The organism is Pedobacter kyungheensis (assembly GCF_000812965.1).
GTDB lineage: Bacteria > Bacteroidota > Bacteroidia > Sphingobacteriales > Sphingobacteriaceae > Pedobacter > Pedobacter kyungheensis.
On sequence record NZ_JSYN01000028.1, the window covers coordinates 80,622 to 106,054 of the forward strand.

Below are 25,433 nucleotides of genomic sequence, written 5' to 3' on the forward strand. Positions count from 1 at the left end.
TACGCTCCGTGCTCACTCCCATCAGGTTTATTTAACCCAGGGTAATACATAAAACCTTCAAAAACCCACCTTCGTCATCGTAGCGTTATATCTCTAACAAAACAGAAATTAGCACTGACAAAACCCTGTTTTCTAAACCTTTTGGCCATCTTTTTGTTACATTAGCAGCAGATAAACCGATAGAAAATGGATTTACAACTTCCTAAAAGCGAATACCCCAGAGTAGTTATTGTTGGCGGCGGATTTGGTGGAATTGAATTAGCTAAACGTTTAAAAAACAAACCTTTTCAGGTAGTCATGCTCGATAAACATAACTACCACACCTTTCAGCCTTTATTGTATCAGGTGGCAACCGGTGGTTTAGAAGCCGATTCGATTGCTTTTCCACTCCGTAAAATTTTTAAAGGACAAAAGAATTTAATTTTTAGGGTAACCAAGGTTACGGCTGTTAACGCTGCCGAAAATTGCCTCGAAACCGATATCGGCAAAGTGAGTTACGATTACCTGGTGCTGGCCACTGGTTCTACCAGCAATTTCTTCGGCAACAAGGAAATTGAAGCCAACTCCATGCCCATGAAATCTATCCCCGAAGCGCTAGACCTCAGAAGCTTGATTTTACAGAACTTCGAAAAATCGCTGATCGAAAAAGATTTAGATAAAAAGAGCGCGCTGCTCAACTTTGTAGTGGTGGGTGGTGGTCCAACAGGCGTAGAAACCTCTGGAGCCATTGCCGAGCTTAAAAAGCATGTTATACCGAACGATTATCCCGAAATGGATGTAAACAAGGTAAACATCTATCTCATCGAAAATTCGCCAGAGTTATTAGGTGTAATGTCGCCACAGGCGCAACAAAAATCGAAAGATTTCCTGACCGATATGGGCGTGCAGGTAATGAACGAAACGCGTGTATTGGGTTACGACGGACATACCCTTACTTTACAGGATAAAGCCCCTATTTTAAGCTCAACGGTAATCTGGAGTGCCGGTGTGAAAGGTCAGGTAATAAATGGGCTCGACAAAGCAGAGATTGTGCGCGGTGGCCGCTTAAAAACCGATACCCAGAACCTGATTGTAGGTTACCCGAATATTTATGCGATTGGCGATGTGGCTGCCATTATTGACGAAGAAACACCAAATGGTCACCCAGGCGTTGCGCCCGCAGCCATTCAGCAAGGGCATCACCTGGCTAAAAACCTGATCAATATTGCAGAAAATAAACCTTTAGAAAAGTTTAAATATTTCGATAAAGGCTCAATGGCGACTGTAGGCAGAAATAAAGCAGTGGTTGATATTGGTAAAATCCGCTTTCAGGGCGTTTTTGCCTGGTTTACCTGGATGTTTGTGCACCTCATGACTTTAGTGGGCTTCAGGAACAAAATTATTGTGTTTGTAAACTGGATCTGGAGTTATTTTAGCTACGATAGAGGCACCCGTTTAATTATCAGAACTTTTGCCAAAGATCGCAGTGTAGATTACCGCGAGGAAGTACCCGCTGTAAAAGAGATTAAGGCAGTGCAGTAGTTCATTTGTCATTGGTTCATTGGTCATTAGTTCATTGGTCAATAGTTCATAGTTGATAGTTCGTAGCCAAATCCAACTGAAAATTGGTCTTTGGTAATTGATAATTAAAAACTGTAAATACGTTTGTCAGCCTGAGCGTAGTCGAAGGGCGGTTCAGTTACTCGCTTGTATTATCTAACTGAAAATTGGTTTTTGATCATTGATAATTGAAAACTGCAAACTGATAACTGATAACTGATCAACTAACCCTATGCTCCATGCCCTATGCTTCCTTTTTCAAAAAACTTTCCCCAACTTGCGCTTAAACCAAAAATATGAGCCAAAAGCAATTTAAGTTAGTAGAATGCCCCCGCGATGCGATGCAGGGCTTACACGATTTTATACCTACCGGATTAAAATCCGAATACCTCAATTTACTATTGCAGGTAGGTTTTGATACGCTCGATTTTGGGAGTTTTGTTTCACCAAAGGCAATACCACAAATGGCAGATACTGCAGCAGTATTGGCTAATCTCGATTTAAGCAATACAAAAACCAAACTACTGGCCATTGTAGCCAATTTGAGGGGTGTAGAAGCCGCTGTTCAGCATCAACAGATCAATTACCTTGGTTTTCCTTTTTCTATTTCAGAGACCTTCCAGCAACGCAATACCAACTCCAGCATTGCCCAATCGCTAAATACAGTTGAGGAAATGCTTTCGCTTTGTGTTAAAAACAACAAAGAGGCTGTAGTTTACCTTTCTATGGGCTTTGGAAATCCTTATGGCGATGAGTGGAATTATGAAATTGTAGAGCAATGGGCTGATGTACTCGTAAGCAAAGGCGTAAGCATATTATCTCTGGCCGATACCGTTGGTGTTTCAACACCTGCAAAAATCGAAAGTATACTGCCCCAATTAATTACCCGATTTAGTAATACCGAAATCGGGGTGCACCTACACTCCACCCCTGCCGGACGTTTCGAAAAAATAGCTGCTGCTTATCACGCTCGCGTAAAAAGAATAGATTCGGCTTTAAAAGGTTTTGGTGGCTGCCCAATGGCCGCCGATGATCTAACCGGTAACATCGCTACCGAAGATGTAATCAGCTTCTTAAACGCACAAGGTGAAGACCTAAATCTGAATATGGATAAATGGAATGAGACAATGGCCTTATCAGGAAGGATATTTGGATAATCTGCTTTTTAGCTTAGCCACGAAGGTGCCAATTGATACGATCGTCATTACGATGAGGCTTTTCTGCCGAAGAAGCCTGCCTGCAGCAGGCAGGCAATCTTACAACTATGGGTGGGTAAAAATTATCCAATACTATAGCAATCGCATTGAGATTGCTTCTCGCCTCCCAATGGCGATTTAACTTTTAAACCTGTTTCACCATCCTGAAATGCTGTATACCAGCTTCTTCAAACTGTTCTCCTTCAGCCACAAAGCCAAATTTTGCATACAAACTCATGGCATCTAACTGCGAATTCAGGTAAATGTAGTGTGCATCTTCAGGCAAATCAGATAAAGCCTCAGCAATTAGCGCACGACCTACCCCATGACCTCTAAAATCTTTTAAAACAGCAAAACGCTCCAGTTTATAACCGCTATCTGTTTTACGCCACCTGCAGGCCCCGCAAGGCTGCCCATTGTACGAGGCCAAAAAATGGACCGACTCGTCCTCATGCTCCCACTCCAGCTCTGGCGGGCAGTTTTGCTCCTCTACAAATACAATTTTACGAATGGCAAATGCTTTATCTAAATCTTCGGGATGGTTAATTTTTTGAACTTGCAGACTCATTATCGTGGTGTTTAAAGTGTTTATTCTTTTGTATTTTCAATTCATTGAGCGCAGTGGCCACATCAATAGAATGCGAACAATGAATATCGGTCTCTTTTTTGGCTAAGGTAGCCAGCGTAACGTAAAATTTGTGTAACTGATCTAAATCTCTTTCAGTTAAATCCTCAATATCTACCATCCGGTTACTGGCCTTTTCATGCGCGGCAATTAACTCATTTAACTTCAGTTGTATGGCCTTTCCATCTTTGTTTTGTGCTTTTTGGATCAAAAAAACCATTAAAAAAGTAATAATAGTTGTTCCGGTATTAATAACCAGCTGCCAGGTTTCAGAATAATCGAAAACCGGACCGGTTACTGCCCAGAGGATCACGATGGCCGTTGCGGCAATAAATGCGATAGAGCTTCCAGTAAATTTGGTTGCAGCATTGGCAAACCGCTCAAAAAAGTTGTTTTTTTTAATATCAGCTTTAGATTTTCTCATCACAGATTGTTTGCTTAAATATACCTAAAACAAACAAAAGCGCCATAAGTTTTTATACCTACGGCGCTTTCCTTGTTAGTTGTAATGTTAAAAGGGTTTTAATGTTGCAACGTTAAAACATTTTAACCTAATTAAAGTTTATCGTTAACGTTAATGCAATTTAAGTCTTCGAAAGCAACAGTTAAACGCTTAACGAAAGCTTCTTCAGCCTTACGTAACCATACACGTGGATCGTAATATTTTTTATTTGGCTTATCATCACCTTCAGGGTTACCAATCTGGCCTTGTAAATAAGCTTCGTTCTTTTTGTAATATTCTAAAATACCTTCCCAAAATGCCCACTGCATGTCGGTATCGATATTCATTTTAATAGCACCGTAAGAAATGGCTTCTCTGATTTCTTCCTGAGATGAACCAGAACCACCGTGGAATACGAAGTTAATTGGTTTCTCTGCAGTTAAGCTGAATTTTTCTTTGATAAAATCCTGAGAGTTTTTCAAAATTACCGGTTGCAATTTAACGTTACCTGGTTTATAAACACCGTGTACGTTACCAAAAGCAGCAGCTACTGTAAAACGTGGAGAAACTTTGCTTAATTCTTCGTAAGCATAAGCAACTTCACTCGGTTGAGTATATAATTTAGAGCTATCTACATCGCTATTGTCAACACCATCTTCCTCACCACCGGTTACACCAAGCTCGATTTCGATAGTCATGTTCATTTTAGCCATGCGTGCTAAATATTTAGTAGAAATTTCCATGTTTTCTTCAATCGACTCTTCCGATAAATCCAACATGTGAGATGAAAACAAAGGTTTTCCGGTTTCAGCGAAGAATTTTTCACCGTGATCCAATAATCCATCAATCCATGGCAATAACTTTTTAGCTGCATGGTCGGTATGTAATACCACAGCAACACCATAATGCTCTGCCAATAAATGTACATGTTTAGCTGCCGATACAGCACCTAAAATACATGCCTGCAATTTCTCGTTATCTAAAGATTTACCAGCATAAAACTGCGCACCTCCATTAGATAATTGAATCATAACAGGCGAATTTACTGCCTTCGCAGTTTCCATTACCGCATTTACCGTATTGGTACCGGTAACGTTTACTGCTGGTAAAGCAAACTGATGTTTTTTAGCCTGCTCAAACAATTCTTGAACGGCATCTCCGTAAATTACGCCTTTGTAGCCTTTTAAACTCATTTCTTGTTAATTTTATTAAGTCCGAAGTTATAAAAAAAAATAACATTCCAAGCTTTTATAGTAACAGAATTATTTGCCTGACAGCAAAATAAGGCCTGTTTAGTGTAAAAAACACATTATCCTTAGTGTAAAAAAGACACACCTATATAAATAATCAAATCACAATAATCAATTTGAACAATGATCAAATTCCAATAATCAAAGATCAGACTGCACTAAAAGCCATTCTAGTTTGTTCATTGTGATTTGGTTATTGGTTATTAATGGTCGGTTATTGATAATTGGTTATTGGTAATTCCTTTTCTTAATTATATTTTTCGTTTCTTTGCAATCCAATTCTTCAAAAAATTATATGGCTTGGTTTAAGAGAGAAAAAAAAGGTATCATTACCACAACCGAAGAGAAAAAAGAAGCACCGGATGGTTTGTGGAATAAATGTCCAAATTGTAAAAAACCGCTACATCAGGCAGAACTTCAGGAAAACAAATACGTTTGCCACTACTGCGATTACCACCTGAGAGTAGGCTCAAAAGAATATTTCGAGGTTTTATTTGATAATAACGAGTTTAAAGAGCTGTTCCCTAACCTAACATCAGGCGACCCTTTAAAATTTAACGACAATAAACCTTACACCGATAGAATTAAAGAAAGCCAGGCAAAAACCGGCTTAAAAGATGCCATCCGCGCTGGTGTTGGTAAAATAGAAGGCCAGGATATTGTAATTGCCTGCATGGATTTCTCTTTTATCGGCGGTTCGATGGGTTCGGTAGTAGGCGAAAAAATTGCCCGTTCTATCGATTACAGCATCAAACACAAAGTGCCTTTCCTCATGATTTCTAAATCAGGTGGTGCACGTATGATGGAAGCTGCATTTTCATTAATGCAAATGGCTAAAACATCTGCCAAACTCGCTTTATTGGGGCAGGCTAAAGTTCCGTACATTTCTTTATTAACCGATCCAACAACTGGTGGTGTTACCGCTTCTTATGCCATGTTGGGCGATATTAACATTGCCGAACCAGGCTCGTTAATCGGTTTTGCAGGCCCAAGGGTAATTAAAGAAACCATTAAAAAAGATTTGCCTAAAGGTTTCCAAACTTCAGAATTCGTTCTGGAGCACGGTTTCCTCGATTTCATTGTAGATAGAAGAGCCATGAAAGCTAAATTAGGCGCTTTTATTAAAATGATGAACAATTAAAATTGGTTCATTGGGCATTTGTTCATTAGTACAAAACAACTAATAAACAAATGACTAATGAACAAATAAACTATAATGAGAAAAGCAGGGCTTGAAGTACTTCGGTGGCTTCAGTCCTGCTTTTCGCTTTATTATGCTCCGCTTCATATTCGCTGCATCCGATAGCTATCGGATCAGGTTTATTTTACAGCGGCCAGGCTTAAATTTGGAAAAGCAGTTTCTGCAATAGGCATTAACCCCCCCCGCCTTACGGGCTCCCAATCTAAAGGAAAGGAATATCACAATTTTTCATATTTTTAAACTAACCAAACTGCAACAACATGAAAAAACTACTACTTGCTATCTGCCTTAGCGCAACTACGTTAGCTGTGGCTGCACAAGATAAAAAAGCCAAAGTGCCTTATGATGAAGCGCTGGCAAAAAAACTCGGTGCCGACGATTATGGCATGAAGATGTACATCATGGTAATCCTGAAATCGGGCACTAATACAACCGAAACCAAAGCTAAAACCGATAGCTTGTTTGCCGGGCACATGGCCAACATAGAAAAAATGGCAGCCCTGAATAAGCTGGCTGTTGCCGGTCCAATGGGTAAAAATGACAAGAATTACCGCGGTATTTTTATTTTAAACACCAAATCGATGGATGAGGCTAAACAGCTGTTAGATAATGACCCGGCAATTAAAGCAAAATTATTGGAGCCGGAACTTTATAACTGGTATGGCTCTGCCGCACTACCAGAATACCTGCCCTTTCACGATAAAATACAAAAAAAGAGTTTTTAGTTAGCCGTAGAGGTCAGCTGTTACCATCTGACCTTTTTCTTTTATCCCAAAGTTGGTGACTCACCGACCTCAGTCCATATCTCAATTATATATTCTTTGCCTAAGCGCTAACAAATCAAGCAGAAAAGATTGCCACGGCGATGAAAAATCGCCTCGCAATGACGATCCTATTTACTGCAACATTTCCATTAACATCCCCAAATCCTGCCCTTATTTCATAAATTCGTTTATCCATTAACTAAAAACTTATTATGAATAAAAAACTACTCTTTTCAGCGCTATTGCTATGCGCTTCGGTCAGTGTTTTTGCACAAGACAAAAAAGTAATCGACAATATTGTTAAAGAAGTAAACGAAAACTCGCAGCTGGAAAAACTTGCGCACGAATTATTGGATGTGGTAGGTCCGCGCTTGGTAGGTTCGCCACAAATGAAACAAGCTAACGATTGGGCAGTAAAAAAATATAGCGACTGGGGTATTTCGGCCAAAAACGAAAAATGGGGCGAATGGGCTGGCTGGGAAAGAGGCATTACCCATATTGATCTGGTAAGTCCGCGCGTGAGGACCCTTGAGGGAACACAACTGGCCTGGAGCCCCTCAACCAACGGAAAAGCCATCAATGCCGAAGCCATTATCCTGCCCGAAATTACCGATTCGGTAGCTTTCCAGAAATGGTTACCCAACGTAAAAGGCAAAATTGTACTAATTTCTATGAACCAGCTTTCGGGCAGGCCAGAAAAAAACTGGGAAGAATTTGCTACGAAAGATTTATTCGAAAAGTTTAAAAAACAAAAGGCCGATGCGGCAAAAGCATTTGCTGCCGGCATAGCCAAAACAGGTTATAACGCTAAAACCTTACCTGTAGCTTTAGAAACTGCAGGTGCAGTTGCTGTTATCATCAACAACTGGTCGCAAGGCTTTGGGGTTGATAAAATTTTCGGTGCCAACACCACCAAAGTACCTACCCTTGATTTGTCGGTAGAAGATTATGGCCTGGTTTACCGTTTAGCATTAAATGGCAACAAACCAATGCTTAAAATCGAATCAGAATCTAAAAAACTAGGTGCTGTACCAACCTTTAACACCATTGCTGAGCTAAAAGGCAAGCAAAAACCGAACGAGTATGTAATGTTATCAGCGCATTTCGACTCGTGGGATGGCGCAAGTGGCGCAACAGATAATGGCTCAGGCACCATTTTAATGATGGAAGCCATGCGCATTTTGAAGAAATTTTACCCTAACCCTAAACGTACCATTTTAGTGGGGCATTGGGGCAGCGAAGAGCAGGGCTTAAACGGTTCTAGAGCTTTTGTAGAAGATCATCCTGAAATTGTAAGCAACCTGCAGGCTTTATTTAACCAGGATAATGGTACAGGCCGCGTGGTTAACATTGGCGGACAAGGTTTTGCCAAATCGAAAGATTACATTACACGTTGGTTAGCTGCTGTACCAGATACCATTAAAAACCAGATTAAAACCAGTTTCCCTGGAATGCCTGGCGCCGGAGGATCTGATTTTGCATCTTTTGTGGCTGCCGGTGCTTTAGGTTACTCATTAAGCTCTACCAGTTGGGATTACGGTACTTATACCTGGCATACCAATCGCGACAGCTACGATAAACTGGTTTTCGACGAAATTAGAAGCAACGTAATTTTAGCCGTTATTATGGTGTACATGGCTTGCGAAGATCCGGAGAGAACTTCAAACGAAAAAGCTACCGATTTACCGGTAAACGAGCGTACTGGCAAACCAGCTGCATGGCCGGTACCAACCAAATCGAACCGGAAAGGTGGGATGTAGATAAAGACTATTAATTCTTTTATGAAGAGCATTTGGAAACAGGTGCTCTTTTTTAGATTTGTGTATATTAACTCAATAATCTACAATAACCAGCACTTACCTACAATTAACGATTTACTTCCTTATTGGATTAATCTGCATTACGTTAATCGCTACTTTAGGCGCAGTAGCCTCCAGGAAATTTAATTTTAAATACACCTATCTAGACATGTTATCTTTTGCAATATATATTGTTATAGGTTACCTGCTATCCAGTTGGCATTTCGAATTAATAACTGTTTTAGCTATATGCTCACTTTTGGGCTTATATGATAGTACAATAGGCCTAAAATTATCAATCAGATTTAAAGCTAATTCAGAAAATATCGATCTTATTAAATGTACCACCAGGTTGGTGATATCGATGATATCAGTAGCAATTGTTTTAGGTTCATTTGGAGCCAGTATATATAGATTTTCGACGTTTTTATAATAGCAATTTTTAAGCACAATGCTTCCCTCCCAACTCATAACGCTACACTCAAAACTTATTTCCTACTCTTCTTTCTTCTGAAACTTATAAAACAAGTATCCTAAAAAAGGTAAAATAAGCACACTGCCCAGTAAAAGCGCCAAACCTAAACTGTAAATGGTTTTTTCCGGTCCAACGGTTTCTAAAAGTGAAATGGCATCTCCGCTTTTTAAACGGATAAAATTCGGAAAGTGGGCATAACTAATCGCCAGGAGGATCATCGTTACCTGGAAGCCCGCCAAAATGCGTAATACCTTGGTTTTGCCTTTAATCAATAAGTACCACAACAATACAAGTGATAAACTGGCCAGCACAATGGCCAATAAACCAACACTGCTTTTAAAAACCCAATCGATTAGCGGAATCTTATCTCTTTGCGCAGCAATAAATACCATGGCGCCAAAAACAACTGCTGCTACGTTCATTACTTCGGCTTTTTTAATAAAGCGTTTCTTATCGTGTGCTTCTTTTGTTTCACCAATGAGGTAGATGGCTGCTAAGAAACCACAGAGCGCTACCGTAAATAAGCCCACAGCGATAGAAAACCAGTTTAACCAGCCCGAAATATAGGCGGTGTAAAAATCTGTCGCCTGTGTATCAATATGGCCAGAAATCAGGCTTCCTGCTATAATCCCGAGAAACAAAGCAGTAACAAAACTCGAGTACCTGAAAATACGGTTGTACAGCCATTGCATATCGTCTTTAACAGCGTCGTAATGGCGAAAAACAAATGCAGTACCACGCGCAATAATACCAATTAACATAATGGCCAGCGGAATATGCAGGTAAACCGACATGGTGGTATAAATAAACGGGAAGCCTACAAAAAGGATTACAATGGCAATAATGAGCCACATGTGGTTGGCCTCCCAAACCGGACCAATGGCCTGATACATCGTTTTACGGGTTTTACTTCGGTTCTTGGTCGAAGTAAACAGTTCGATAATTCCTGCGCCAAAATCGGCTCCACCCAATAAAAAGTAGAGCAGAATGGCCATGCATAAAAAAGTAATTACAACGTCTTTCATTATCTATTTTTTTGCCACAGATTACACAGATCAACACAGATTTTTAAGGCAATTAGGTAACATGCACCCAAATTCTTATCTGTGTTCATCCTTTTTATCAGTGATTCAATTTATTTTTTTGCCACAGATGGACACAGATTTTAAACCACCGGGTCTTATATTTTTATCTGTGTTCATCCTATTCATCTGTGGTTAATTTATTTTTTGCCACAGATGGGCACAGATTAACACGGATTTTTAAAGCAGTTAAGCAACATGCACCAAAATTTCAATCTGTGTTCATCCTATTTATCTGTGGTTAATTTATTTTGATTCGGTTTTAGCATACAATACAGGTACCATTTTAATCTGCCGGTAAAGTAAAAAGGTTACAATAATGCTCAGCGAAAAATAAATAGCCGAGAAAATATAAAATGAGTACGCTATGCCGGGCATTGGCGTAACGGCATCTTTAGTGCGCATAATGCCATAAATGATCCAGGGTTGGCGTCCAACCTCTGTAACTACCCAACCGGCTTCTAATGCAATGTAACCAAGCGGTATGGCCATAACGAAAAGTTTTAGCAACCAGGGTTGTTCTAATAAAGATCGTTTTTTAACCAGATTAAAAAAGTACACCAGTGCAATCAGCATCAGCAAGGTCCCAATTCCAACCATCACCTGAAAGGCGTAATGCGTTACTGCTACTGGTGGATGTTCATTTTCCGGAATCTGATCTAAACCTTTCACCTCAGCACCGAAATCGCCATGAGCCAGAAAACTTAATGCCCCGGGGATTTTGATAGCACCACTAACCGTTTTATCCTGTTCGTTTACAATGCCACCAATTAACAGTGGTGCCGGTTTTTCGCTTTTATAAAGTGCTTCCATGGCGGCAAGTTTAGCCGGCTGTCTTTTAGCGACATCTTTAGCAGAAATATCGCCGCTTAAAGGCTGCAACAAAGCGCCAATACAGGCAAAAACTGCTGCAATTTTAAAGGCTTTTAAGTGAAACTCACGATTTCTGTCACGTAATATCATTAATGCATGCACACCTGCTACCGCAAAGCCTGTAGCCGTAAATGCGGCCAAACACATGTGCAGAGCCTGCGAAAACCAGGCTTTATTAAACATGGCCTGGATGGGATCGATATTTAGATACTGGCCATTGGCAAAATCAAAACCTGCCGGACTATTCATCCAGGCATTTGCAGCCACCACCAATATCCCCGAAGCCAGTCCGCTAACACCAACCACCATACCGGTAAACCAGTGGAACCACTTATTCAGCTTATTCCAGCCGTATAAGAAAAAGCCTAAAGCAATAGCCTCGATAAAAAACGCAGTTCCCTCTAACGAAAAAGGCATTCCGAAAATTGGTCCGGCATGATCCATAAATTTAGGCCAGAGCAATCCCAGCTCAAAAGAGAGCATGGTGCCCGAAACCGCACCTGTGGCAAAGAAAATGGCTACACCTTTGCTCCAGGCTTTGGTTAGGTTTTTATACACCTCATTATTTGTTTTTAACCATTTATAGTGTGATACCGCCATAAAAAATGGCATCACCATACCAATGCACGAAAAAATAATGTGAAAGCCCAGAGACAGGGCCATTTGGGAGCGGGCTGCGATAAAATCATCCATATCTGATGTTCGATTTTGTGTAACACAAATATAGCAGATCAGGGTATAGTTAGGTCAGATTAACAAGCTCTGTTTAGAATTATTTTAAATATAGAATGTTTATAAATTGAAAAAAGATTTGGATGGTTTCCACCTCAGAGAAAAATTTAACCACAGATGAGCACAGATACTCACAGATGCAGCGATATCTGTGTTCATCCTGTTTATCTGTGGTTAAGCTAAGTTCCTTTTATCTCGTCGTAAGCGGCGGATAAACTCCTTTGTATGCCATCGCCCTGCCATTCTGGTGCCCCTGGAATAGTGGTGGCTTTTAAGATCTCATCTTTACTTTTACCGCTTTTAATTTCGCCCCCAACAAAGGTTAATAAACTTTGCAGGTAATTTTGATAAGCCTTTACATCGGCCTTATTGCCGGTTACTTTTTCCGGATCCAGGCTATGCCCCCAGATAAACAGCGTATCGTTATCAAACTGACTGGTAATTTTATCCAAAGCAGTAATCCAGTTGCCAATGTGTGCACCGTTTTCGCGATCGATATACGGGAACCTCCGGTTAAAAACCAAATCGCCTACATGTACAATATTCGAGTTTTCGAAATGATAAACGGCATCGCCATTGGTATGGCCGGAACCATAATAATAAGCACTGATTCGTTCATCGCCTATTTTAGCTTTCCAGCCAGTACCAAAAGTGGTATCGGGCAGTAATTGTTTATCGAGGTTATTGGCTTTTTCTGCCGCTCTTTTCTGGTTAACCAGCGAATTTTGATGCGCTACCACTTTTTGGGCTAATCCTTTAAAAGCAATGTTGCCTGCTGTATGATCTCCATGGTGATGGGTATTAATGAGGTATTTAAAAGGCTTTTCGCCCAGTTTTTTCAGTTCTTCAATTACATGCGGTGCCGAGGTTGGAAACTGGGCATCTACCACCACAAAGCCATTGCCTGCATTCAGCCAGCCTATGGTACCGCCCTGCTCGATAAATATACCCACATTATTACGCAAAGGCTTAAAGTTATAAGCCCGCATTAAATCCTGCTGTGCAAAAACATCTGTTTTATATAAGGCAAGCATGGCCATAGCCAGCGCCGAGTGTGTGATGAAGTTTCTTCTTTCCATTTTTATATCCATTAAAAAGCCACAGCAATTGCCGTGGCTTAAATGTAATCAATTTGCCGTATTTTTTCTGCTGGCTGGCATTATATTCCTGATCCTGGGGTTGGTCCGGGTTCGTGGCCAGGGCCCAGTGGATTATTTTTACGTTTATTATCTTTAGTAAACAGATTGGTGGTTACCTTCGATGATTTATTTTCATCGAGCGTATCGTGCTCGCGCACATCTTCTGCTTTTTTATCCAGTAAATCGTTCTCAACAACTTTACCTTTTTCTTTATTTGTTTCCATAGCTCTGTAAATTGATGTACTATAGGAACAAGCAAAAAATCAGATTGTTTTTGGCCAGTTGTTTCAGGAATGTGTTTGCTTTTGTTGTTGACGAGTTGCCAATCAGAGAAACTGGTTGGTGGGCCACCAACCATGGGTTTACGCAGATACACCAAGAGAGCAACCCTTGTTTGGTGGCTCACCAAACAATTATGAACAATCTTGCCTATATTAGTTAAAATGTAAGCGTATGAATTCTGATATTTATAAAGATAGAAGAAACTCATTTCTGGAATACAACCAAACATACTTTTGGACTTGTACCATTAAAGATTGGAAACATTTATTAGACACCCCGAATTATAAGCAAATAATAGTAAGTTCTTTAAGCAATCTGGTAAAACAAAGTTTAATAGCAGTTTATGGCTTTGTTATTATGCCGAATCATGTTCACCTAATCTTAAAAATTTTAAAACCTAATGGCAAAGAGAAACCGAGTTCGAGTTTTTTAAAGGAAACCTCACATGAATTAAGGAAAGATATGATCATCAATAATCCGAATGCGTTAAGGCATTTTGAGGTAACCGAATCGGATCGCAAGTATAGAATATGGCAAAGAGACCCGCTTGCGATTTATTTGTTTAATATTAACATTTTAGAACAAAAATTGAAGTATATCCATTACAACCCCTTGCAGGAAAGATGGCGTTTGACTAAAAATACTGAAGATTACTACTGGTCATCGGCCAGATTTTACAAAACAGGTATTGATGATTTTAATATACTAACCGATTACAGGGATGAATACTAAAGATATGAGAATTTAATGGTTGATGAATTAATGGTTGGTGGGCCACCAACCATGGAGTTACAAAATATTGCATAAGCATTTAGTGGTTGGTGCACCACCAACCACGCGAATTTTCAATATCAGCATTTAAGAAGCAGCTGTTTTAAAGCATGGCTCCCGGAAGTTTTCCCAATTCGTGTATACAACCAAAAGAGTGGAACCTCCTTTTGTGTATTTTGTTGAAATGGTGTGATGACTCAAATGAAAATGGTGCCAGGATGAACTTGTAAATGTGTTTCCTGTCATCATTTAAATTTTCTTCTTCCTTCGCGTTTTTTAGATTTTGGTTGGTTTGGCTCTTTTCCATGACGATATAGATTGTAGAAAACTTGTTAGTTTTCAGGGTTAACGAATTTTAATATCAATGCCTTTTTTGTTCGCTATGAAGCCGCATCAAAAAAGCTATTTTAAAATTTGCTTAACCTTATACCACGGGAATAATGATAAGGTTTCGTTTAGGAACTACAGGTAAAATGGCTTGAATTGCCCTTATTTTAATTAAATATAAGTTTTATTTTTGAGTTTTGCAAGATATTTCTTGCGTTTATGGATTGTTCAACCGCAGACATCCAAATCATTTATTCTTTTTGGAAATCAGATACAGTATTGCTTAGGTTTATACAGTCCTGCTCTCCACTTTACTTCGTGTTCGTTCCGATCAGGTTTAAAGTGGCGCAGCCTGCAATAATATCAGGGGCTGCAGGATGCCGGAATTTCTATTTTGCATTAATTCATCCGACCGCAAATAGCAGCAATAAAGCAGTACCTAAACCTGATTGAAATGGCATTCCGATCCTTTATCGGAATATAATGAAAAGCAGGACTGACGTTAAAATGAAATGCTGGGCTTGCTTTCCAAAAAAAACGGAATATTTTCAAACAAAAAAAAGTCCCAACTTTCATTGAGACTCTCCTATTTGGTTACGGATATTTTATGCTAAAGCATTTTGCTTCACAACCATTTTTACTTTTTCTATTACATAATCCAGGTCTTCTTTAGTAGTATATTTACTAAAAGAAAAACGTACCGACGGGCGGTTTGGATCGGCTTTGATCCCGTTTAACACGTGCGAGCCAATGTTAGAACCCGAAGAACAGGCGCTACCACCTGAGGCACAAATACCATTGATATCTAAATTGAATAACAACATATCGGCCATATCCATTTCAGGGAAAGATACGTTTAATACGGTATACAAACTCTTATCGGCATCGGTTTCGCCATTAAAAGCAATACCCGGAATTTCGGCAATTAATTGTGTTTTAAGGTAATCTTTTAAGCCCTGAATATAGGTTTGATGCTCATCCATTTCTGCATAAGCAATTTCGAGCGCTTTAGCCAAACCAACAATGCCATACACATTTTCGGTACCACCGCGCATATTACGCTCTTGTGCTCCACCATAAATCATCGGCGGGATTTTAATGTTGCTGTTTACATACAAAAAGCCAACGCCTTTTGGTCCGTGTAGCTTGTGTGCGGCACAAACAATAAAATGTGCTTTCAGCTCGCGTACATTGTGGCGGTAGTGCCCCATGGTTTGTACGGTATCGGCATGGTAAATGGCATTGTATTTCTCGCAGATATCGCCCACTTTAACCATATCGGTAAGGGTACCCAATTCGTTATTGGCGTGCATTAACGAAACAAAGCTGCGCTCGTTATTTTGAAGCAGTTCTTCTAAATGATTGTAATCGATATTCCCTTTTTCGTCGATATTAACGAAACTTAATTTATCGATTTCGCCATTTTTAAGCATGGTATTTAAGGTATGCTCAACCGCGTGGTGCTCTATTTTGGAAGTAATGGCATGCTTGATACCATAGGCAAAAATACCGCAACGAATGGCTGTATTATCGGCCTCGGTACCTCCTGAGGTGAAAAACACTTCGGATGGGGATGCATTTAATAAACCTGAAACGGTTTTACGGGCCTTTTCTACCAGCGTTCTCACCTCGCGACCTAATGCATGAATGGCAGATGGGTTACCAAAGTAGTTTTCCATCACGTTTGTCATTTCTGCGATTACCTCCTTATCTAAAGGGGTTGTGGCCGCGTTATCTAAATAGACCCTTTTCATTTTTACGAATAATTAATTAGTTAGTGCATTGTGGAAATTATTGTTGCCAATAATACCCGTTTTATTAGCCGTGATTTAATTTGATTTAAATCACGGCTTTTACCTTAAACGTTTGATCAAATTGTATTGATCACAAACCGGTTAAAGGTGTAATATTTCTTTAATGTCAGAAATGATCTTGTTTGCCAGATTCTCGGCAATGGTTTCATTTTCTGCTTCACTGTAGATCCTGATGATCGGTTCAGTGTTAGAACGGCGCAAATGTACCCAAGTTTTATCAAATTCTATCTTTAATCCGTCAATTGTGCTATAAGGCTGACTTTTATATTTCTCTTCTACCTGTTTCAATAAATTATCGATATCCATTTCTGGCGTAAGGGTAATTTTATTTTTAGAAATGTGGTATTGTGGATAGCTGGCCCTAAGTACCGAAATAGATTTACCAAATTTAGCTAAATGTGTTAAAAACAAGGCGATACCAACTAAGGCATCTCTGCCGTAGTGCGATTCAGGATAAATGATACCGCCGTTTCCTTCGCCACCGATGATGGCATTGCTGGCTTTCATTTTATTTACTACGTTTACCTCGCCTACTGCCGATGCATTGTATTCAGCACCTGCTGCTTCAGTAACGTCGCGCAGCGCACGGGTCGACGAAAGGTTAGAAACGGTGTTTCCAGGTGTATTTTTTAATACGTAATCGGCTACAGCAACCAGGGTATATTCTTCTCCAAACATGCTGCCATCTTCGTTTACAAAACATAAACGGTCAACATCCGGGTCAACTACAATACCTAAATCGGCATTTTGCTTTTGAACTTCTTTCGATATTTCGGTTAAGTTCTCTGGCAAAGGCTCCGGATTGTGTGGAAAGTGTCCGTCTGGGGTACAATATAATTCTACCACTTTACTTACACCTAAAGCTTTTAATAAAGCAGGGATAAAAATACCGCCAGTTGAGTTTACACAATCAATTACGACTTTAAAATCGGCTTTTTTAATGGCTTCTACATCAACCAGTGGCAAAGCCAATACTTTATCAATGTGTTTTTGAAGATAAGTATCGTTTTTAATTACCTTACCTAATTTATCTACATCAGCAAAATCGAAATCAGCGCTTTCAGCAAGATCTAAAACCTCTTTACCATCGGCATCAGAAATAAATTCGCCCTTGCCGTTCAACAATTTCAAGGCGTTCCATTGTTTTGGGTTATGGCTGGCCGTTAAAATAATACCACCACCAGCATTTTCGTCCGGTACGGCTACTTCGACAGTTGGTGTGGTTGATAAACCTAAATCGATTACTTCGATCCCAAGGCCTTGTAAGGTTCCAATAACCAGATTGTTCACCATCTCGCCCGAGATCCGCGCATCACGGCCCAAAACTATTCTTTTATTGCCTGTTTTGTTTACTACCCAGCTTCCAAAAGCAGCGGTAAATTTCACAATATCAAATGGAGTTAAGCCGTCGCCGGCACGTCCACCTATGGTTCCTCGTATTCCTGAAATTGATTTTATTAAAGTCACTGTGTATAATTTATTTGAGGTTCAAAAATAGCAAAAAAAACAAAATAGCCAGTATCTCAAGCGCGCTCAAAATGGTTTATTTACATTGATTTTATATCGGTTAATGCGATATATCCGATAGAAATAGCGCGGTTATTAAAATCAAACGTGTGTTCAGTTTTAAGCCTTATGGATAAAAAAATCAGGTATGTGCGAGTTTTCCTACTTTAGCCCGGCACAAAAATTGGCTACTGTAAATCTGTAAGCCAGCGGCTTATTAATTTTTATGCAATAATGTTGCATAAAAGACACCGAAAACTTTAGGAGCGGCCACAAAACCTTATATTTGCAAATTCCAAAACATAAAAGGCTATATATGCAACGCAAGTGGTTTCAATATTGGTTTAATTCGCCATATTATCATATTCTCTACCAGCAAAGGAATGATGCCGAAGCCGAATTTTTTATCGATAACCTTACGCAGTACCTGCAGCCGCGCGAAGATGCAAAAATGCTGGATATAGCCTGTGGCAAGGGGCGCCACTCCATTTACCTTAACAAAAAAGGATTTGATGTTACCGGCATAGATTTATCTGAGCAGAGTATTAAATACGCCAAACAGTTCGAAAACAACAAACTGCATTTTCTGGTGCACGATATGCGCAGGCTGTTCTACATCAATTATTTTGATATTGCGCTAAACCTGTTTACCAGTTTTGGCTATTTTGATACAGAGAAAGACCACGTAAATGCCTTAAAAACCTTTAGAAAATGCTTAACAGCTAAAGGGATTTTGGTTTTAGATTATTTTAATACCGAAAAAATTATCCGCAATTTAAATTCATGCGAAACCAAATCGCTGGATGGGATTACCTTTAACATTACCAAAAATGTGGTTGACGGAAAAATTATCAAGAAAATAAATTTCGAAGACAATAAAAAGGTTTACAATTTCGAAGAGCGTGTACAGGCCTTTAGTTTTGAAGATTTTGAACGTATGCTTACCAAAGCGGGAATGGTAATCGAAAAAACCTTTGGCAGTTACGCCCTCGATGATTTTAACGAATCGGACTCAGACCGTTTAATTTTAATTTGCAAAAAAGCATGATAGAAAGCATACAACAATTTGATGTAGACTTGTTTTTGAAAATCCACCGTGGACTTTCAAACAGCTTTTTTGATTGGTTAATGCCTTTAATGCGTAACCGCTTTTTTTGGTCGCCATTATACCTTTTTATTGTTGTTTTTTGCATTAAACAATATAGAAAACAGGGCTACTATATCATTGGGATGGTACTTTTTACTTTTGCCATGGGTGATTTAATCGCTTCGAGAGTGATAAAACCTTTAGTTTCCAGGGTACGCCCCTGTAACGATATGAGCCTGACCAACGAGATTATACACCGCGTACCTTGTGGCAGCGGATTAAGTTTTCCATCAGCACATGCCACCAACCATTTTGCCATTGCAGTATTCTTAATTTGCCTTTTTTACAGTCGTTGGAAACCGATTTTACCAATCGGAATATTCTGGGCCTTTATTATCAGTTTTGCACAGGTATACGTAGGCGTGCACTACCCTGTTGATGTAACAACCGGTGCTTTTTTAGGAATAACCATTGGCCTAATTTGTTCGAGAATATTTAAAAAATTACAACCTGATTTTTAACATATGGAAATCTGGAAACTCTGTGTACTCTTCTTTTGCGCCTTTTTAGGTGGAACAGCCATTTTTTTAGTTAAAAGTGATAAATCGAAATTGCTAAAGCTAATTTTATCTTTTAGCGGCGCTTATTTATTTGCCATTACGGTTTTACATCTGATACCTGATGCTTACAGCGGCCCGGATAAAGCGCAAATTGGCATTTTTATTTTGGTAGGGTTCCTTTTACAGGTTTTCTTAGAACAATTTTCTGAAGGTGTAGAACATGGCCATATCCATAAACACCACGACGGACATGTTTTCCCTTTTGGGATTATGATTAGCCTTTGCCTGCATGCATTTTTAGAAGGAATGCCCCTGGCAAAAGAACAGCATAACGAACTTATTTTTGGTATTTCTTTGCACCATATCCCGGCTGCGTTTGCACTGGCCAGTATTTTAATGCAAAACCACTTTAAAAAGAGCAGCATCCTGTTATACCTGATCATTTTCGCAGTAATGGCACCGCTGGGCTTTTATGTAAGCGTAGGCCTGAGCAACGGCAGTATTGGTGGTGTAGATGCTTATTTTAACAAAATTATGGGCATTGTAATTGGTATCTTCCTGCATATTTCTACCACTATCCTATTCGAATCGAGTGCCGACCATAAAATTAATACCCGTAAAATGATTGCTGTATTATTGGGAATTGGGGTAGCTCTGATCGGCTTCTTCGCGGGGCATTAGATCAGTTCGCAGTTATCAGTTTTCAGTTGAGCAATTTAAACAATTGATTAGCCACTTTTGGGAATCGCCTCTACAACCGGTTTTAAACGTTTATAATCGTTTAGATTTATGGCATCTGGTCAGAATGAATTAAATTCGTATATGGATGATATTGTAAATGAACCGGTTGTAGCTTATCAGAAAAGGCGTTACACTGTTGAAGAATACCTGGAGATGGAAAAACCATCGCAAGTAAAGCATGAGTATTATCAAGGAGAGATATTTGCCATGTCGGGTGCTGGGCTTAACCACAATAAAATCTTTAGTAATGTTTTTATAGAACTGGGTAGTAAATTAAAGAGTACGCCATGCCGCCCTTACGGAAGTGATATGCGAATGAATATCCCTGAGAATACCTTATTCACCTATCCTGATATTTCTATTTATTGTAATGGTTTAATGCATAGTGATGTTGATGAAGAAACCTTTATTTCTCCAACAGTGATTATTGAAATCCTATCCCCTTCAACCAAAAATTACGACAGGGGCAAAAAATTTAACCTTTATAAAGATATTCCATCATTAAAGGAATACATTATGATCGATTCTGAATCAATTTCGGTAGAGGCATATCACATTAATGAAGAAAAAAACTGGATGCTAAATGAACACAAAGAAATTTGTGATACCCTAACCTTTGTTTCGATGGGATTTGATGTGCCGCTCAGCGAAATATACAATTATGTTAATTTTTGAGTTAAGAAATTTAACCTTCAATTAACCATTTTCGAACAATCGTCCATACAGCTGGTTCTAAACGTTTATAATCGTTTAGATTTATGGCATCTGGTCAGAATGAATTAAATTCGTATATGGAAAACATTGTAAATGAACCTGCTGTAGCGTATCATAAAAGACATTATACGGTTGAAGAATATCTGGCAATGGAAAAGCCATCAACAGTAAAACATGAGTACTATCAAGGGGAGATATTTGCCATGTCGGGTGCTGGGCTTAACCACAATGAGATTTTCAGTAGTATTTTTGGACAATTAACCATTAGACTGAAAGGTAAGCCCTGCAGACCTTACGGAAGCGATATGCGAATGAATATCCCTGAGAACACCTTATTTACCTATCCCGACATATCCATTTACTGCAATGGTTTAAAGCATAGTGATGTTGATGAAGAAACCTTTATTTCTCCAACAGTGATTATTGAAATCCTATCCCCTTCAACCAAAAATTACGACAGGGGCAAAAAATTTAACCTGTATAAAGATATTCCATCATTAAAGGAATACATAATGATCGATTCTGAATCAATTTCAGTAGAGGCATATTACATTAATGAAGCAAAAAACTCGACGCTAAAAACGCACAAAGACACAGCTGAGACCCTAACCTTTGTTTCTATGGGGATTGACGTAGCTTTAACTGATATTTATGAGCGTGTGCAATTTAACGCATAGTAACTAAAAAGAGAAGGCAAGTTTGCGCTCCTTTTATACACAAATTAATATTAAAACTTGACTTCTTTCAGCTTAACTGCAAACTGCCTACTGCAAATTGCTAAATGAATCACTTCTTCTCTTTCTGCTTACCAAAACCCCAGGGACAGTGTTTGCACTTGTTTTTACAGCAATAACCACGCTTTAAATGATACGCTTCGGTAAAAACCATTAAACCTGCCTCGTTAAAATAAAAGTCTTCGCCTTCTTTCATGCTTAGTTTTGAATGGTTGATTTTTTGATAGCTAAAGATCCTGAAACAAGTTCAGAATAAGGAGCCTAGTGTTAATTTAATATTTTAACTTCCAGTTTACCTGCAAAATAATCTCTTAGCTGTTTGCCATCACCATGCAAAGTCCATACCTGCTGTGGTTCTACCTTTTTAATGGTTTCTAAAATGGCATCCCAATCAGCATGATCAGAAATGTAAAGTGATATGCCATTTTGTTGCTGCAGATTTTTCCAGCCTGAAGCAAAGGCCCTTACCACGTTAATCGCTTTATGGTAGCTGTGAAAAACCATTGGCGGCACAATATACACCTGGTGCTCGTGATTATTTTTCATCACTTTGCGGTCGTACATTTTGTAACTGCCCAGTTTCATGCCGTACTCTTCGTAAATTTTAACAAAAGGCATAATACTGTGATGAACCATTACATTTTTAGTAGGACAATGTTCGTTCAGCAACTGAATAATCCGCTGACTCTTACCCAAGGCATAAGCGCCAAGCATAATATTGGCATTGGTTAAGTTTAGTTTCTTAATCTCCTCTACCGCCGAAGGGTGTTTGGTATCGGGGTTGGCAAAGGTACTTTCGGTAATGAGCACATCGGCCTTAACAAATTCGAATGGCTCGCAAGTAGCATCGGCTTCTGTTTTATAATCGCCGGTATAAAGGTATTTAACGCCTTTATATTCCATTAAAACCTGTGCTGAGCCTAAAATATGCCCTGCCGAATAAAAAGTAATCGTAACTTCCTTTATTTTAAACGACTGGTGGTAAGCTTTAACGTAAAAATCAACAGCTGCGAATTTACGGTAACGGTGTTTCATAAAAGCTTCAGTAGCTGAAGTGCAGTATACATTTTGGCTACCGCCTATTGCATGATCGCCGTGTGCATGGGAAACTACCGCTTCTTTTACAGGCTGTTGGGGATCGAGGTAAAAATCGCCGTAAACACAGTATAAACCTGTTGGGGTAATGGTAATAAAATCTGCTAAAATCACAAGTAAGATAAAAAGATTTAAAGATTATAGGATTAGAGTAGATAGTTAAATATTGATGCTTTTAAGCCCTTCTGCAGCCTTTAAAAATTGCTGGTGTAAAGCTAAAACCTGTTCGATAATAGATTGCTGTTCATCATTAACGATAAAATGATTGGCCAATTTCGATTTCTCTTCATCGCTAAGTTGCTTGTCCATGCGGGCTTTAACCTGTTCTGCCGAAACGCCGTCGCGCTGCATTACCCTTTTCAGTTTAATTTCATAAGGTGCTGTAACCAGAATGGTTGTATCGCACATTTTATACGAACCACTTTCAAATAATAGTGCTGCCTCTTTTAAGGTGTAAGGAGTAGTTTGTGGAATACTTGCTTCCCAGGCATCGAAAGCACGAAAAACTGCCGGATGTACCAGCGCATTGAGTTGTTTAAGTGCTGTTTCGTTATTAAAAACAATGCCTGCAATATGTTTATTGTTCAGTTTTCCGTCTTCAAAATAACTTTCACTTCCAAAGGCTTCTTTAATGCCTGCAACCAACACGGCATCTTTACACATGATCTCTTTGGCCACAGTATCGGCATAAAACACAGGGATTCCCAGCACTTCAAAAACCTTACATGCAGTAGTTTTACCACTGCCAATACCACCTGTTATACCTACTTTATACATTATTTTTCTACTATGAAATCTATTTTGGAGGGCATTATGCTCACCAATTTACAATAATCAGGAAATTGGGTTATTTTAACCGTGAACTGACCGTGCTTTAAATTTTGCCACTCATCAGCATCAACCGTTGCGCTAATAAAACTATCGTCTACCTGATCGTAATTGCTTAGGGCAACCAGAAAGGTTACCTTAATCTTTTTGGGATAAAGCTTAATGCTGTTGTAATTCCTGTTATTGATCAGTTTTAATGGCACTTCTATCGTTTTTTCGGTAAACTCATCTACCGGGAGTTTCACCTCCACCGAAGAAGGATAAATACTCACATTTTTATGGATACTGTGCTGCAAACCAACCCTAACCGTAGTACTACCCTGTATTTTATCCAGTTTCAACGTATCGGTTGGCCAGCTGTTTATCTTAGCCAGTTCTTCTACCGGTCCGGCTACCTTAACAAATTTGGGGTTGAGGATAATTTCGCTCGAGATACCAAATTGTTTTACAAAATCAAGCCGGTCTATCAGTTTTACTGGTACTTTCTTCACTATCCGCTTCGTAAAATCGAAATACAGTGTATCAGGCTTAACAGAAATTACCTTTTGTGTACTTTCCAGCTGCCTGTTGATGTTAAACAGCTGATCGGAAAACACAATAAAATCTTTGGTATTGAGCTGGCTTAAACTAACCGAAACCGACGGCGGGCTAATCCTTAACCGTGCAAACAACAATTGCCAGCCAGTACCCTCCACCTGCAAATCAATCGTATCTGATTGCAGTGGATAAAACGCCCTTTTAGTTGGTGTATTTTTGAATACCAGAACGGTTTTGGCAGTATAGATATATTTATTATTCAATGCCATAAAAAGCCATGCAGCAATTGCCAGCAATAAGCAGGCTAGTAAGCTGAATACACGTCTTTTTTCAATTTTAGTTAATCTAATAAAGGGCATAACAATTAAATATTAGCTGTAAAATGGAATTTTACTTCCAAAATGTATGCAACCAAATGTAGTAAAACAAAAACAGTCCCGAAAGTTTTCGGAACTGCTCTTCATTTTAATTATTTCTGCTTAAGCTTTAGCTGCAGTAACTGCTTTTGTAGCATCTAAAGAAACTGCCGATTTATCGAAACGGATTTTAGCACCGCTTTCAACTTCAATTAAGAAGGTAGTATCGTTTAAATCTACAATTTTACCGTGGATACCTGCAGTGGTAATTACTTTATCGCCTTTGCCTAATTCTGCTACTAATTTTTTATGGTCTTTTGCTTTTTTAACCTGCGGACGGATCATGAAGAAGTAGAAAACTACCATGATTAATACCATTGGTACAACTGTACCCAACATATTGCCGTTTGCAGCCTGTAAAATTACTGTTGATGTCATTTCTTTTTTTATTTGTTTTTATGAATAGTTGATGGCTTGTTATACCTGAGGGCAAATAACTTTACCATCAGCCAGTTTATTTTTTAGCCAGTACCTCGCCTACCAAATGTACGGTAGTAGTAGTCGGGTTGGCATTTGAGGTAACGGTTACCACTTTATCCTGCATGCCCATTTTACCTTCGCTGTTAAAAACCACGCTGATAATACCTTCTTTACCTGGCAAAATAGGCTCGCCCGGTACCTGAGGTATAGTACAGCCACAAGTTGCTGTTGCATTTGAAACAATAAGCGGACTTTTACCTGTATTTTTCAGTTTAAAATCGTGTTTTACTTTTTCGCCCTGTTCAATTTTACCGAAATCGTAAATATCGCGTTCAAACACAATAACCGGTGCATCGGCTGGCGCCACCTTAGCGGTTTTTGAGGTATCGTTTCCAGCCGAAGCTGTTTCTGAAGTTTGGTTATTTGCATTGCGGCAAGCTGTAAATGAAATCGCAGCAATGGCCAGGATAAATATTTTCTTCAT

General features: G+C 39.2%; 26 protein-coding genes. 11 read left to right on the forward strand and 15 right to left on the reverse strand.

Going from position 1 to position 25,433, the window contains the following annotated elements; all coding sequences use genetic code 11:
* Positions 1–186: 186 nt before the first annotated feature.
* Complete coding sequence (locus OC25_RS21035; protein WP_039480082.1) at positions 187–1,521, forward strand: NAD(P)/FAD-dependent oxidoreductase; 1,335 nt, start codon at positions 187–189, stop codon at positions 1,519–1,521.
* 314 nt (positions 1,522–1,835) lie between these two features.
* Positions 1,836–2,696, forward strand: a complete 861-nt coding sequence (locus OC25_RS21040; protein WP_039480084.1) for a hydroxymethylglutaryl-CoA lyase — start codon at positions 1,836–1,838, stop codon at positions 2,694–2,696.
* A 184-nt stretch (positions 2,697–2,880) separates the two neighbouring features.
* Here the strand turns inward: OC25_RS21040 and OC25_RS21045 are convergent, their stop codons facing one another.
* The 3 genes from OC25_RS21045 to fbaA form a co-directional block, all read right to left on the reverse strand.
* Complete coding sequence (locus tag OC25_RS21045) at positions 2,881–3,303, reverse strand: GNAT family N-acetyltransferase (protein ID WP_039480086.1); 423 nt, start codon at positions 3,301–3,303, stop codon at positions 2,881–2,883.
* Positions 3,278–3,784, reverse strand: a complete 507-nt coding sequence (locus tag OC25_RS21050) for a low affinity iron permease family protein (RefSeq protein WP_039480087.1) — start codon at positions 3,782–3,784, stop codon at positions 3,278–3,280. The genes OC25_RS21045 and OC25_RS21050 overlap by 26 nt, the downstream gene beginning before the upstream one ends.
* Positions 3,785–3,915: 131 nt before the next feature.
* The gene (fbaA, locus tag OC25_RS21055) at positions 3,916–4,995 is read right to left on the reverse strand and encodes a class II fructose-bisphosphate aldolase (protein ID WP_039480089.1); all 1,080 of its coding nucleotides are present in this window, start codon (positions 4,993–4,995) and stop codon (positions 3,916–3,918) included.
* 352 nt (positions 4,996–5,347) lie between these two features.
* On the opposite strand from fbaA, the gene accD reads away from it, so the two are divergent.
* From accD to OC25_RS21070, 3 genes are all read left to right on the forward strand, one after another.
* Complete coding sequence (accD, locus tag OC25_RS21060; RefSeq protein ID WP_039480091.1) at positions 5,348–6,193, forward strand: acetyl-CoA carboxylase, carboxyltransferase subunit beta; 846 nt, start codon at positions 5,348–5,350, stop codon at positions 6,191–6,193.
* A gap of 320 nt (positions 6,194–6,513) precedes the next feature.
* Positions 6,514–6,978: a YciI family protein gene (locus OC25_RS21065; RefSeq protein WP_039480093.1), complete on the forward strand. Its 465-nt coding sequence runs from the start codon at positions 6,514–6,516 to the stop codon at positions 6,976–6,978.
* Positions 6,979–7,229: 251 nt separating this feature from the next.
* Positions 7,230–8,777, forward strand: coding sequence for a M20/M25/M40 family metallo-hydrolase (locus OC25_RS21070; RefSeq protein WP_039480095.1), 1,548 nt, complete (start codon positions 7,230–7,232; stop codon positions 8,775–8,777).
* Between the two features lie 534 nt (positions 8,778–9,311).
* On the opposite strand, the gene OC25_RS21080 is transcribed toward OC25_RS21070, so the two are convergent.
* From OC25_RS21080 to OC25_RS21095, 4 genes are all read right to left on the reverse strand, one after another.
* Positions 9,312–10,316, reverse strand: a complete 1,005-nt coding sequence (locus OC25_RS21080) for a cytochrome d ubiquinol oxidase subunit II (protein WP_039480097.1) — start codon at positions 10,314–10,316, stop codon at positions 9,312–9,314.
* Between the two features lie 303 nt (positions 10,317–10,619).
* A complete protein-coding gene (locus tag OC25_RS21085) occupies positions 10,620–11,939 on the reverse strand; it encodes a cytochrome ubiquinol oxidase subunit I (RefSeq protein WP_052266368.1) in 1,320 nt (439 codons plus the stop codon).
* Between the two features lie 218 nt (positions 11,940–12,157).
* Entirely contained in the window at positions 12,158–13,057 is a 900-nt protein-coding gene (locus tag OC25_RS21090; RefSeq protein WP_039480239.1) for an MBL fold metallo-hydrolase, read from the reverse strand.
* Between the two features lie 80 nt (positions 13,058–13,137).
* Positions 13,138–13,341 carry a hypothetical protein gene (locus tag OC25_RS21095; protein ID WP_039480101.1) on the reverse strand — a complete coding sequence of 68 codons (204 nt, stop codon included), beginning with the start codon at positions 13,339–13,341 and terminating at the stop codon, positions 13,138–13,140.
* A 229-nt stretch (positions 13,342–13,570) separates the two neighbouring features.
* Between OC25_RS21095 and OC25_RS21105 the strand changes: the two genes are divergently transcribed.
* Positions 13,571–14,131, forward strand: a complete 561-nt coding sequence (locus OC25_RS21105) for a transposase (protein WP_209435619.1) — start codon at positions 13,571–13,573, stop codon at positions 14,129–14,131.
* Between the two features lie 971 nt (positions 14,132–15,102).
* On the opposite strand, the gene OC25_RS21115 is transcribed toward OC25_RS21105, so the two are convergent.
* Both OC25_RS21115 and glmM read right to left on the reverse strand, forming a co-directional pair.
* On the reverse strand, positions 15,103–16,251 hold the full coding sequence (locus OC25_RS21115; RefSeq protein ID WP_039480108.1) for a cysteine desulfurase family protein: 1,149 nt from the start codon (positions 16,249–16,251) through the stop codon (positions 15,103–15,105).
* 141 nt (positions 16,252–16,392) lie between these two features.
* A complete protein-coding gene (gene glmM / locus OC25_RS21120; protein ID WP_039480110.1) occupies positions 16,393–17,778 on the reverse strand; it encodes a phosphoglucosamine mutase in 1,386 nt (461 codons plus the stop codon).
* Between the two features lie 355 nt (positions 17,779–18,133).
* Between glmM and OC25_RS21125 the strand changes: the two genes are divergently transcribed.
* The 5 genes from OC25_RS21125 to OC25_RS21145 all read left to right on the forward strand — a co-directional run bounded on the left by OC25_RS21125 (position 18,134) and on the right by OC25_RS21145 (position 21,596).
* Positions 18,134–18,865, forward strand: coding sequence for a class I SAM-dependent methyltransferase (locus tag OC25_RS21125; protein WP_039480112.1), 732 nt, complete (start codon positions 18,134–18,136; stop codon positions 18,863–18,865).
* Positions 18,862–19,425, forward strand: coding sequence for a phosphatase PAP2 family protein (locus OC25_RS21130; RefSeq protein WP_039480115.1), 564 nt, complete (start codon positions 18,862–18,864; stop codon positions 19,423–19,425). Before OC25_RS21125 ends, OC25_RS21130 begins: the two co-directional genes overlap by 4 nt.
* Positions 19,426–19,428: 3 nt before the next feature.
* Entirely contained in the window at positions 19,429–20,145 is a 717-nt protein-coding gene (locus tag OC25_RS21135; RefSeq protein ID WP_039480117.1) for a ZIP family metal transporter, read from the forward strand.
* Positions 20,146–20,253: 108 nt separating this feature from the next.
* Complete coding sequence (locus OC25_RS21140) at positions 20,254–20,880, forward strand: Uma2 family endonuclease (protein ID WP_082018678.1); 627 nt, start codon at positions 20,254–20,256, stop codon at positions 20,878–20,880.
* A 116-nt stretch (positions 20,881–20,996) separates the two neighbouring features.
* Positions 20,997–21,596, forward strand: a complete 600-nt coding sequence (locus OC25_RS21145) for a Uma2 family endonuclease (protein WP_167335423.1) — start codon at positions 20,997–20,999, stop codon at positions 21,594–21,596.
* 109 nt (positions 21,597–21,705) lie between these two features.
* Here the strand turns inward: OC25_RS21145 and OC25_RS28155 are convergent, their stop codons facing one another.
* The 6 genes from OC25_RS28155 to OC25_RS21170 all read right to left on the reverse strand — a co-directional run bounded on the left by OC25_RS28155 (position 21,706) and on the right by OC25_RS21170 (position 25,433).
* Complete coding sequence (locus OC25_RS28155) at positions 21,706–21,849, reverse strand: C1orf53 family protein (RefSeq protein WP_167335424.1); 144 nt, start codon at positions 21,847–21,849, stop codon at positions 21,706–21,708.
* Between the two features lie 71 nt (positions 21,850–21,920).
* Positions 21,921–22,862, reverse strand: coding sequence for an exonuclease (locus OC25_RS21150; RefSeq protein WP_039480120.1), 942 nt, complete (start codon positions 22,860–22,862; stop codon positions 21,921–21,923).
* A gap of 45 nt (positions 22,863–22,907) precedes the next feature.
* Positions 22,908–23,525: a dephospho-CoA kinase gene (gene coaE, locus OC25_RS21155; protein ID WP_039480122.1), complete on the reverse strand. Its 618-nt coding sequence runs from the start codon at positions 23,523–23,525 to the stop codon at positions 22,908–22,910.
* On the reverse strand, positions 23,525–24,472 hold the full coding sequence (locus OC25_RS21160; protein ID WP_039480125.1) for a YbbR-like domain-containing protein: 948 nt from the start codon (positions 24,470–24,472) through the stop codon (positions 23,525–23,527). Before OC25_RS21160 ends, coaE begins: the two co-directional genes overlap by 1 nt.
* 120 nt (positions 24,473–24,592) lie before the next feature.
* Positions 24,593–24,907: a preprotein translocase subunit YajC gene (gene yajC / locus OC25_RS21165; protein WP_039480127.1), complete on the reverse strand. Its 315-nt coding sequence runs from the start codon at positions 24,905–24,907 to the stop codon at positions 24,593–24,595.
* A 76-nt stretch (positions 24,908–24,983) separates the two neighbouring features.
* Positions 24,984–25,433: a DUF1573 domain-containing protein gene (locus tag OC25_RS21170; protein ID WP_039480129.1), complete on the reverse strand. Its 450-nt coding sequence runs from the start codon at positions 25,431–25,433 to the stop codon at positions 24,984–24,986.

What these genes read in the sequence shown, in the direction of transcription:
- OC25_RS21095 (WP_039480101.1), bottom strand. Translation starts at nt 13,341, where the DNA reads ATGGAAACAAATAAAGAAAAAGGTAAAGTTGTTGAGAACGATTTACTG.
- OC25_RS21035 (WP_039480082.1), top strand. Translation starts at nt 187, where the DNA reads ATGGATTTACAACTTCCTAAAAGCGAATACCCCAGAGTAGTTATTGTT.
- yajC (WP_039480127.1), bottom strand. Translation starts at nt 24,907, where the DNA reads ATGACATCAACAGTAATTTTACAGGCTGCAAACGGCAATATGTTGGGT.
- OC25_RS21065 (WP_039480093.1), top strand. Translation starts at nt 6,514, where the DNA reads ATGAAAAAACTACTACTTGCTATCTGCCTTAGCGCAACTACGTTAGCT.
- fbaA (WP_039480089.1), bottom strand. Translation starts at nt 4,995, where the DNA reads ATGAGTTTAAAAGGCTACAAAGGCGTAATTTACGGAGATGCCGTTCAA.
- accD (WP_039480091.1), top strand. Translation starts at nt 5,348, where the DNA reads ATGGCTTGGTTTAAGAGAGAAAAAAAAGGTATCATTACCACAACCGAA.
- OC25_RS21170 (WP_039480129.1), bottom strand. Translation starts at nt 25,433, where the DNA reads ATGAAGAAAATATTTATCCTGGCCATTGCTGCGATTTCATTTACAGCT.
- OC25_RS21045 (WP_039480086.1), bottom strand. Translation starts at nt 3,303, where the DNA reads ATGAGTCTGCAAGTTCAAAAAATTAACCATCCCGAAGATTTAGATAAA.
- OC25_RS21160 (WP_039480125.1), bottom strand. Translation starts at nt 24,472, where the DNA reads ATGCCCTTTATTAGATTAACTAAAATTGAAAAAAGACGTGTATTCAGC.
- OC25_RS21070 (WP_039480095.1), top strand. Translation starts at nt 7,230, where the DNA reads ATGAATAAAAAACTACTCTTTTCAGCGCTATTGCTATGCGCTTCGGTC.
- coaE (WP_039480122.1), bottom strand. Translation starts at nt 23,525, where the DNA reads ATGTATAAAGTAGGTATAACAGGTGGTATTGGCAGTGGTAAAACTACT.
- OC25_RS28155 (WP_167335424.1), bottom strand. Translation starts at nt 21,849, where the DNA reads ATGAAAGAAGGCGAAGACTTTTATTTTAACGAGGCAGGTTTAATGGTT.
- OC25_RS21050 (WP_039480087.1), bottom strand. Translation starts at nt 3,784, where the DNA reads ATGAGAAAATCTAAAGCTGATATTAAAAAAAACAACTTTTTTGAGCGG.
- OC25_RS21140 (WP_082018678.1), top strand. Translation starts at nt 20,254, where the DNA reads ATGGCATCTGGTCAGAATGAATTAAATTCGTATATGGATGATATTGTA.
- OC25_RS21115 (WP_039480108.1), bottom strand. Translation starts at nt 16,251, where the DNA reads ATGAAAAGGGTCTATTTAGATAACGCGGCCACAACCCCTTTAGATAAG.
- OC25_RS21125 (WP_039480112.1), top strand. Translation starts at nt 18,134, where the DNA reads ATGCAACGCAAGTGGTTTCAATATTGGTTTAATTCGCCATATTATCAT.
- OC25_RS21040 (WP_039480084.1), top strand. Translation starts at nt 1,836, where the DNA reads ATGAGCCAAAAGCAATTTAAGTTAGTAGAATGCCCCCGCGATGCGATG.
- OC25_RS21085 (WP_052266368.1), bottom strand. Translation starts at nt 11,939, where the DNA reads ATGGATGATTTTATCGCAGCCCGCTCCCAAATGGCCCTGTCTCTGGGC.
- OC25_RS21145 (WP_167335423.1), top strand. Translation starts at nt 20,997, where the DNA reads ATGGAAAACATTGTAAATGAACCTGCTGTAGCGTATCATAAAAGACAT.
- OC25_RS21090 (WP_039480239.1), bottom strand. Translation starts at nt 13,057, where the DNA reads ATGGAAAGAAGAAACTTCATCACACACTCGGCGCTGGCTATGGCCATG.
- OC25_RS21105 (WP_209435619.1), top strand. Translation starts at nt 13,571, where the DNA reads ATGAATTCTGATATTTATAAAGATAGAAGAAACTCATTTCTGGAATAC.
- OC25_RS21130 (WP_039480115.1), top strand. Translation starts at nt 18,862, where the DNA reads ATGATAGAAAGCATACAACAATTTGATGTAGACTTGTTTTTGAAAATC.
- OC25_RS21080 (WP_039480097.1), bottom strand. Translation starts at nt 10,316, where the DNA reads ATGAAAGACGTTGTAATTACTTTTTTATGCATGGCCATTCTGCTCTAC.
- OC25_RS21135 (WP_039480117.1), top strand. Translation starts at nt 19,429, where the DNA reads ATGGAAATCTGGAAACTCTGTGTACTCTTCTTTTGCGCCTTTTTAGGT.